General features: G+C 66.6%; 9 protein-coding genes. 5 read left to right on the forward strand and 4 right to left on the reverse strand.

The window, feature by feature from the left end; translation table 11 throughout:
• The first annotated feature begins 38 nt into the window (after positions 1-38).
• The 3 genes from VGL01_RS11630 to VGL01_RS11640 all read left to right on the forward strand — a co-directional run bounded on the left by VGL01_RS11630 (position 39) and on the right by VGL01_RS11640 (position 3,464).
• Positions 39-1,541, forward strand: a complete 1,503-nt coding sequence (locus tag VGL01_RS11630; RefSeq protein WP_331569379.1) for a hypothetical protein — start codon at positions 39-41, stop codon at positions 1,539-1,541.
• Positions 1,542-1,543: 2 nt separating this feature from the next.
• Positions 1,544-2,425, forward strand: coding sequence for a helix-turn-helix transcriptional regulator (locus tag VGL01_RS11635; RefSeq protein WP_331569380.1), 882 nt, complete (start codon positions 1,544-1,546; stop codon positions 2,423-2,425).
• Between the two features lie 121 nt (positions 2,426-2,546).
• The gene (locus tag VGL01_RS11640; RefSeq protein ID WP_331569382.1) at positions 2,547-3,464 is read left to right on the forward strand and encodes a helix-turn-helix transcriptional regulator; all 918 of its coding nucleotides are present in this window, start codon (positions 2,547-2,549) and stop codon (positions 3,462-3,464) included.
• 31 nt (positions 3,465-3,495) lie between these two features.
• Here VGL01_RS11640 and VGL01_RS11645 read toward each other — a convergent pair whose 3' ends face one another.
• From VGL01_RS11645 to VGL01_RS11660, 4 genes are read right to left on the reverse strand one after another with little or no spacing between them, the layout of a single operon-like run.
• On the reverse strand, positions 3,496-4,173 hold the full coding sequence (locus VGL01_RS11645) for an ABC-type transport auxiliary lipoprotein family protein (RefSeq protein ID WP_331569384.1): 678 nt from the start codon (positions 4,171-4,173) through the stop codon (positions 3,496-3,498).
• A gap of 41 nt (positions 4,174-4,214) precedes the next feature.
• Positions 4,215-5,180, reverse strand: a complete 966-nt coding sequence (locus VGL01_RS11650) for an MlaD family protein (RefSeq protein WP_331569386.1) — start codon at positions 5,178-5,180, stop codon at positions 4,215-4,217.
• 47 nt (positions 5,181-5,227) lie between these two features.
• The gene (locus tag VGL01_RS11655) at positions 5,228-6,106 is read right to left on the reverse strand and encodes an ABC transporter ATP-binding protein (protein ID WP_331569388.1); all 879 of its coding nucleotides are present in this window, start codon (positions 6,104-6,106) and stop codon (positions 5,228-5,230) included.
• A 7-nt stretch (positions 6,107-6,113) separates the two neighbouring features.
• Positions 6,114-7,241: an ABC transporter permease gene (locus VGL01_RS11660; RefSeq protein ID WP_331569390.1), complete on the reverse strand. Its 1,128-nt coding sequence runs from the start codon at positions 7,239-7,241 to the stop codon at positions 6,114-6,116.
• A 162-nt stretch (positions 7,242-7,403) separates the two neighbouring features.
• On the opposite strand from VGL01_RS11660, the gene VGL01_RS11665 reads away from it, so the two are divergent.
• Positions 7,404-8,333: a biotin--[acetyl-CoA-carboxylase] ligase gene (locus VGL01_RS11665; RefSeq protein WP_331569392.1), complete on the forward strand. Its 930-nt coding sequence runs from the start codon at positions 7,404-7,406 to the stop codon at positions 8,331-8,333.
• Positions 8,330-8,794: type III pantothenate kinase (locus VGL01_RS11670; protein WP_331569394.1), on the forward strand; the 465-nt coding region annotated here is incomplete at its 3' end. The genes VGL01_RS11665 and VGL01_RS11670, both read left to right, overlap by 4 nt.

Below are 8,794 nucleotides of genomic sequence, written 5' to 3' on the forward strand. Positions count from 1 at the left end.
TCCCAGAGGCAATTGTCGCGCCGTCGCATTTCTCGGGTGTGCATGGCTTGGCAATCGACGAGCATGGCCGCCTGCTCGCGTGCACGATCATCGGCAATTCGATCTGGCAAGTCGACCGCACCACCGGTGACGCAAAGGTGTTCATCGGCAGTCCCGATGGGCAGGCCGACGACATCGCCATCGGCCCGCAAGGCCAGATGGCCTGGACCAGCTATCTGGTGGGCGTCGTGCACTATCGCGCGGGTCCACGTGCGCCGATACAGGTGGTGGCCAGCGATTTGCCGGGCATCAATGCCGTCGCTTTCGACCCAAAGACGGGCAAGCTCTATGTCAGCCAGGTCTTCGCCGGTGACGCCCTCTGGGAAATCGACGTGACGGGCGCCCATCCGCCTCGGCTCATCGCGAAGGACCTCGGCGGCTTGGACGGCTTTCAGGTCGGTGCCGACGGCATGATCTACGGCCCGCTGTGGTTCAAGCACAGCGTCGTGAGAATCGACCCGGCGAACGGCGCGCTCAGCGTGATCAACGCCGAATTCAACGCGCCCAGCGCCGTCAAACTCGATGCCTCGGGCAACCTCTGGGTCGTCGACGCGGCAACCGGGGAACTCAGCAAGGTCGATCCGGTAACCGGCCGCAAGACGGTGTTCAAGACGCTGAAGCCCTCGCTGGATAACCTCGTGCTTGCGTCTGACGGCACGATCTACGTCTCCAACTTCGCTGACAACTCGATCACGGCTGTCGATATGGCGAGCGGTTCGTCGAGACTGCTGACCGGCGGGGTGGTTGCGGTGCCCGCCGGCATCAAGGTGTCGGGCGGCAAGATGTGGCTTGCCGATATTTTCAGCTACCGCAAGGTCGATTTAGCCAGCGGCGCCGTGACAGACGTGATGCGCATGTGGGCCGCCGGCTCTACGTTGCAATACCCATTCGCCCTCGGCCTCTCCGATAAGCTGGTCGTTTTGGCCTCGTGGATCACCGGCACCGTGCAGGTGCTCGATCGCGCGAGCAACACGACGCTCGCCACGACGACCGGCTGGCAGACGCCCTACGCTGCGCTGCCGCTCGCGGACGGCAGCGTGCTCGTCGCCGAGTTCGCCACCGGCAATATCACGCAGGCGAGCGGTGCGGGGTTCGCCACGCGCAAGATCGTGGCCACGGGGCTGGCGGGACCGGCGCAAATGACGCTCGGCCGCGACGGCGCACTCTACGTCACCGAATCTGCCGCGGGCGACCTTGCGAGGATCGACCTCGCGACGGGCAACAAGCGTGTGGTGGCCAGCCAGCTCGCGCTGCCTGAAGGCGTTGCTCAAACGCCCTGGGGCACCTTCATCGTTGCGGAAGCGGGAGCGGGCCGCCTGACCGAAATCAACTCCATCACGCAAAAGCGTCGCATCGTCGCCGATCAGTTGCCCATCGGCCTGCCCGGTGCTCCGGGCATGCCGCCCCCCTACGTGGCGACAGGCGTCGACATCGGTACCGATGGCACGGTTTACTTCAGTGCGAATCGCAACAACGCGATCTACCGCGTGCGGCCACGGTGAACATGCGCGCAACGCAATCCCGTGTTCATCGCGGACCCTCGCGGACGAAGCTTGCTGACGATCATCGCATCGACGTGGCGGCGTTCGGCGAGCGACAACTCGATGATGTCGGGTTGTCGAAGGGGCCCGCGCCGGACGACGCGACCTCCGGTAGCTCCAGGCTGTTGTCGGCTATCACGCGTTGCCCCGACGGCGTCGCGCGCGAACGGCAGGTTCGCGCCGCGATTCGAGACGCAGGGTTCCAATGGCTGTGCTATTGGCGCATACACCGCATGGGCGGGAGCGTTCGACATGCCGCATGGTTCGACACGTATTCGCCCCCGGCCTGGCGTGCGTGTTTCGAGCGAAGCGGGTTCCTCAGCGGCGATCCTCGCATCGACCCGGCGAGCCGGTGCGACTGGCCATTCGCTTGGGACCTCGCTTCGCTCTGCGCGGACCGGCATGGCCGTCATGCCGATCCCGCGACCCGGCGTTTCAGCGAGAGCGCGGCGCGGGCCGGCGTGCGCAGCGGCGTGACGATCGGACTTCCCACCGGCAAGACGTTCCAGCGGGCGATCGTCACCTTGTCGAGCGCGCGAGCCGATCGACGCTGGATCACCGATAAAGCGATCGGCGAAGCCCATGCGGTCGCCCTTGCCATGCATGAGTTCGTCGAACCACGGCTGCGGCATCTGATTGCAGATCCGGAAGCCGGCGTGTTGAATGACGTGCAGCATGCTGTGCTGCGCTTCGTCTCACAGGGAATCAGCAATCGGGAAATTGCCGAGCGCTTATCGATATCGACTCACGTCGTGGCGTACCACTTGGAGCAGTTGGAACGCAGATACGCCGCCCGGAATCGGGTCCAGCTTGCGTATATGGCGGGCCGGATTCTGCATGAGTAACTCACGGGTCCTCGCGGGCGTGCGTGGCGAACGGGTCCAGCCATTCACCAGGGGCATGGCGAACGGCTGCACTGCGCAGCACCGGTGACCTCCTCTGCGCTTCAGCAATCGGGAGGGCGGTATGTCATACGACGCACTCGATGACGAGCGGGCGAGTGTGCTGTCGCCAAGCGAGTTCGACGCCTGTACCGGGTTTCAAGCGCCCGTGAGGACCTCGCAGGTCCCATGCTGCGCGCCCCGGATCCATTATGTGGATGAATCCGCGGTCGAGCCGATGCTGCGCAGCGATGAGCTCGGCAGCGAGACGCGCCTCGCCGCTGAATTTGGCGCGGCGGCCGACCTCGGCGAACTGACGCGTCTGGTCGGCAGTGTCGTGCACGTACTAGGTTTCCGTCGTCTCGCTTATCTGACAGTGAGGACCGACGCCCACGGCCGAGTCGATCGCATCTATCTGCTGCGCAACGCTTTCGCGCCGAGCCTCATGCAACGCATGATGAGTACGGGCATGCTCGAACGCAATGCGCGTCTGCGCACGGTGCTGACCAGCCAGCTGCCGCAGCGATGGGAGCTGAAGACGTTGATGCGCACATCCGGTGCGAGCCAGTTTGCCGACGAGGACCGACAGCTCCTCCATGAAATGCGCGAGAAGGGTTTCCTGAGTGGTCTGGCCTTTGGCTTGCCGATTTCCAATACGTCGATGCGTTCGATCCTCATCCTTGCGTCGCAGCGCGAGAGCGCAGCCGACTGGCTCACCGAGGATGTCATCGTTCAATGCCTGACGTTCGGTTCGTCGCTGCATCAGCGTTGCGCGGCTTATCTGCGCGCGGCCCAACGGCAGGAGGCGTTCGGTCTGCTCTCGCCGCTGCACCAGCACATCCTGGATTGGCTGGTGCTCGGACTGACGGACAAGGAGATTGCCGCCAGGCTCGATATGAGCGCGCACACCGTCGACTATCACCTGCGCCAGCTCAAGGAGCGATATGGCGCACGCGATCGCAGCCACCTGGCATTCATTGCCGGCAGCCGCGATTGGAGGTGAGGAAGTCGCGTCCCGTTGGGCAGCGGCCAGGTTACTGAGCTTGCGCAGCCAGCGGGGCCTGCATGCCGAGCCATGCGATCAACTGCGCGATCAGTTCGTCGCTCGCGGCGGACAGCGCTCCGACGCCGCCCGCGGCGCTCGACGTCCTCGCGGGCGCGCGGGCGGTGAACGTGCGTTGCGCGAGGACCTTGCCACCGCGGGCCAACGTCGCGCGCGCGGTGACGGCGCCATGACTCTGGTCCTCGCCATCGAAATCCTGCTCGAACTGGTCGAGCTCGACGGTGAGAAGCGGCGCGCTCGCCGTTTCGTCGCCGGAGAGCACGGCGCCTTGCGCGGCAAGCGCGCTGCGCAAGCGCTGCGTGAGCAACTGCGGGGGCGCCATCGTCCAGTGGCTGTGCGCATAGGACGCGGTCTGGCGCGGATCGACGTAGTTCATCCGGTAGAGGATCGCGTCGCTGTCGAGCGCGCGCGGCGAGCGCACTTCGAACATTCTCACCGCGGGCAACGGGACCACCGAGGGATGCGTCTTGGGCGCGGGCCCGAGGTCGTAGCGGATATCCGATACGGCTGCCGGAGTACCCAGCGTGCATGCCGCAAGCAGCATCGCCCCCAACGCGGCAAGCGTTGCCGACGCATAGTGCGCGCGCATGAAGACGCGCCCCGCGCGGGTATCCAAAGTCGATTCCATCGAACGCGTGATACGTGACATAGATCGTTTCCTTTCCTTCCTTCTTTCTCGAATCCGGGTCCTCAGCGCGAGGCGGCAGCCCCTTTGGGCCATGCGAAACCGCGCTCGCCCGGTCCTGGCGTAGCGGCACCGACGCCGAACAGCACACTGCGCGGGCTCGTGCCGAAGACCGTCGCCGCATGGTCGATCGAGCGCGCGGCGCCGCCGACGTCGGCCGCGAGTGCATTCACGCGCGGCAACGTGTCGTACTCGATGCGCGCCGACATGGCTTCGATCGACGCGTCCATCTGCGCAACGGCCGCGCCCGCACGATCGGCCGCCGCCCCCATTTTGTCGAGATTCGCGTAAAGCGGCCCGTGCGGCGCACCGAGCGTGCTCATCAATGTTTCGGCCGATGCGAGCGTGCGCCTCGTCTGTGCGAGCGTGTCCGGCAATTGCTTCGCCGCGGGCGCGGCCTGCGAAGCGAGCACCGTCAACGCGTCCGCTGCGTGCTGCACGCTCGCGGCGGTTGCCATCAATTGAGCCTGCGTCTCGGGAGAAAGCATTGCGTCCGCACGCGTCGCGACGCTTTCGAGCTCGCCCAGCAATGCATCGCCGCGCCGTTGCAATTGATCGAGCAGTCCGGGCCGCAACTGCAACTGCGCGACATGCTTCGACGAAGACGGCAGCGGCCCCTGGTCGCCCCCGGTGTCGTCGAGTTGGACGAACGCGAGCCCCGTCACGCCCTGCAAGGCGAGGCTGCCGTATGTCGAGCGCGTCATGGGCGTGCTCTTGTCCACGAGAATCCGGATCACGATCTGCCCGGGATGGGCGGGGTCGAAGCGGATCCACTGCACTTTGCCCACATCGAGGCCGCGATAGCGGACCGGGGCATCGGTCGTGAGTCCCGTCACGCTCGTACGCGATACGAGATCGTAGGGGATGCGCACCGCGCGATCGAAGTTGAACCAGAAAACCGCGAGCACGATCGTCACGGTCAGTCCGATCGCGAACACCCCGGTCCAGAACGCATGCGACTTGTTTTCCATTCGCGTATTCCTTGAAGCTCAAAGTCGCGAGGCGCCGCGCCGGCGCCTCACAGGGGCACTTCGGCCGACGCGGCCTCGAGTGCGGCCGGCGGCAGCTTGGCCCGGCGCTCGGGCGGCAGGGCCTGCAGCGCGCGCCGCCCGCGGCGGCCGAGGAAGAACTCGCGGATGAACGGATGATCGACGCCCGCCGCCTCTTCGATGGGCGCCGCCACGAGGACCCTGCGATCGGCGAGGACGGCCACACGCGTCGAGATCGCGGCCATGGTGTCGAGATCGTGCGTCACCATGACGACAGTGAGCCCGAGCGCGCGGTGCAGGGTCGCGATCAGTTCGACGAACTCTTCGGACGACTGGGGATCGAGGCCCGCTGTCGGTTCGTCGAGAAACAGCAGCTCCGGCTCGAGCGCGAGCGCGCGTGCAATGCCCACGCGCTTGATCATTCCGCCCGAGAGCGCGGCCGGCATTTTCGAGGCGTGCTTGCAAGGCAGTCCCACCATCTCCAGCTTGAGCATCACGAAGTCGTGCAACAGCTTGCGCGGCACCCGGCCGAGCTCGCGCAGCGGCTGAGCGACGTTATCGAACACGGACAGCGACGAAAAGAGCGCACCCTGCTGAAAAAGCATCCCGAGGCGGCTGCGCATGAGCTTCGCCGTTTTCGCATCGACCTTCGTCGTGTCTTCGCCGAAAAGCAGAATGGAGCCTGAGCTTGGCGCCTCGAGACCGAGGATCTGCCGCACGAGCGTCGTCTTGCCGGAGCCCGAGCCCCCGACGATCGAGACGATTTCGCCACGCCGTACCGCGAAATCGAGGTGCTCGTGCACGATGTTGCTGCCGTAGCGCTTGGTGAGATCGCGCACGTCGATGACCGTCTCCGCAATGGCCGGCGGCGGGCGGTCGCGTACGGCGGCGGAAAGCGGCGCGGTCATGGGCTCTTCAGATCCCTACGTTCTGGAACATGATGGCGAAGATGGCATCGGCCAGAATCACGACCGTGATCGACGACACGACGGATGACGTCGTGCCGGTGCCGAGGCTCTGCGAATTCGGCTGGATGCGAAAGCCGAAATGGCACGCGACGAGCGCAATCAGGATACCGAACGCCACCCCCTTGCCGAGGCCGATGTAAAGATTCACGATCGGCACGACCTTCGGCAAGGCGCGCACGAAATAGCTGATGTCGATGCCGAGCACGAATTGCGCCGAAAGCGCGCCGCCGGCCAGCGCGACCAGGTCGGTCCACATCACGAGCAGCGGCATGGCCACGCCGAGCGCCACGACGCGCGGCAAAATCAACCGCAGCCCATGCGGGATGCCCATGACTCGCATCGCGTCGAGCTCCTCCGTCACGCGCATGACGCCGATTTGCGCCGTGATCGCCGACCCCGACCGGCCCGCGACGAGGATCGCCGCGAGCACCGGCCCGAGCTCGCGAATCACCGCCAGCCCGAGAATGTTGACGATGAACTGATTGGCGCCAAAAAGCCGAAGCTGCTGCGCCGAGAGGTAGCTGAGCACGATGCCGATCAGGAACGCCACGAGTGCGGTGATCGGCAGCGCGCGTGTGCCCGCGTGATAGATATTGGCCGAGATCTCGGTCCACGGGGCGCTCGACGGACGGCGCACGATCGAGAGCAGATCGAGTATCACGCGCCCGAACATCGTCACGCCGCCCTGGACATGCTCGGCGAACGTGAAGATCGCTTCGCCGAGCGCCGTGACCGGACCGATGCGCTCCACGCGCTCGGGCTCCTCGCGCTGTTTCTCGAGCAACGCGATGCGCGCGAAAATGTCGCGTTGCGTCTCGGTCAGCGTGAGCCCGTCCGGCATTTTGCGTCCCCAGACGCTCCAGAGCGCCTGCGCACCGACGTGGTCCATCCGTGCGATGTCCGACAAATCCCACTGCGCCGACGTGTTCCCCATCAGGCCGACCAGGCGGGTGGTCGCACCGGCGCGGGCCCGATCGCGCGCGAGCGCCAGCGCGGTCCATTGGCCCGACAGACGCACGAGCGGACCGGCGCTGCCGGCCGTGACCTGCAACCCGGGCGGAGTATCGAAGTCCAAGGACGACACGCTCCTTTCGCGATGGTGAGCGGCCATTGTAGCCAGCCACAGGGGCAAGCGCACCGTTCGCGTCGCCCGACGCCGCGCTCCCTATGATGCCGCTCGATGCCGCTCGATGCCATTAGCCGCCTCACGCGAATGACAGGCCCTACAATACGCGTCATGACCGATACCCATTCCGACGCGTCGTCCTCGACGCCCTCGGGCGAGCCCCGCCCAAATGAATCGCGCATCGATCGGGAGCGCGCTGTGGCGCTCAGCCGCGCCGTGTCCTCGCCGATGCTCGAGATCGTCGACGAAACGGCCTCGACCAATACGGACCTGATGCAGCGCATGAAAGCGATGCCGCGCGAGGGGGCCGTGGCGGGCGTGCATGTGGTGCGCGCAGCTTACCGGCAAACGGCCGGGCGCGGGCGACAAGGTCGTAGCTGGCAGGCGGAACCGGGCCACGCGCTGATGTTCTCCGTGGGCTGCATCGTGCCGCGGCCCCTTTCCGGGCTCGCGGGTTTGAGCCTGGCCGTTGGCGCCGCGCTCGTCGAACGACTGCGCGCGTTGCCCGGGCTGGCGGCCGGCGACGCGGCGCGCATCGGCCTCAAATGGCCCAACGACCTGCTGCTCGACGGCGGGAAGCTCGCGGGCATTCTCGTCGAAACGGCCTGGAGCACGGCCACGGCAACCGCAGCCGTGATCGGCGTGGGCATCAACGTTCGCAGCGATCCCGCGCTCGATGCCGAGCTCGCCGCCGCGGCAGCCGCCTTGCCCGAGCAGGCTCGGCCGACGCCTCCCGCGGCGCTCTCGCAGATCCTGCCGGACGCTGACCTCACGCTGACGCTTGCCGCCGCCCTGGCGGGGCTCTCCGCCATGGTCGACACGTTTTCCAGCGAGGGTTTCGCGGGATTTCGCGCGCGCTGGATCGCCTGCCACGCCTATGCGGGGCGCGAGGTCGTGCTGCTCGAAAACGGCGAACCGTTCGCGCGCGGCACGGCGCTCGGCGTGGACGACGCCGGGCAGTTGCTGCTCGAAACGGCCGACGGCATTCGGGCCATCGCGACCGGCGATGTCTCGCTGCGCCTCGCACCATCGGCACCATGACACGCGCGCCGTTTTTGCTGGTTGACGCAGGCAACAGCCGCATCAAATGGGCGTTGACCACGGTTGATGGGACGATGTTGGAAACGGGGGTATTCGGGCACGCGAGCGCTGCGCAGGCGCAATCGGATCAGCCTGTCCCCGCGGAACCGGCGTGGCAGTCGTCATCGCTGCGTCCTTCGGGCGCATGGATATCGAACGTGGCGGGCGCCGCCGCGGGAGAACGTCTGGACGCGCTGATCGACGCCGCTTGGCCGGGCCTGCCGCGTACGACGATCCGCGCATTGGCGCATCAGTGCGGCGTCACGAACGGCTATCGGGAGCCGGCGCGCCTGGGCAGCGACCGCTGGGCGGCGATGATCGGCGCGCGCGCGGCCTTTCCCGGCGAAGATCTGCTGATCGCAACGCTCGGGACTGCGACGACGCTCGAGGCGCTGCGCGCGGACGGCATGTTCACGGGAGGC

Source organism: Trinickia sp. (assembly GCF_036503415.1).
Taxonomy (GTDB): Bacteria; Pseudomonadota; Gammaproteobacteria; order Burkholderiales; family Burkholderiaceae; genus Trinickia.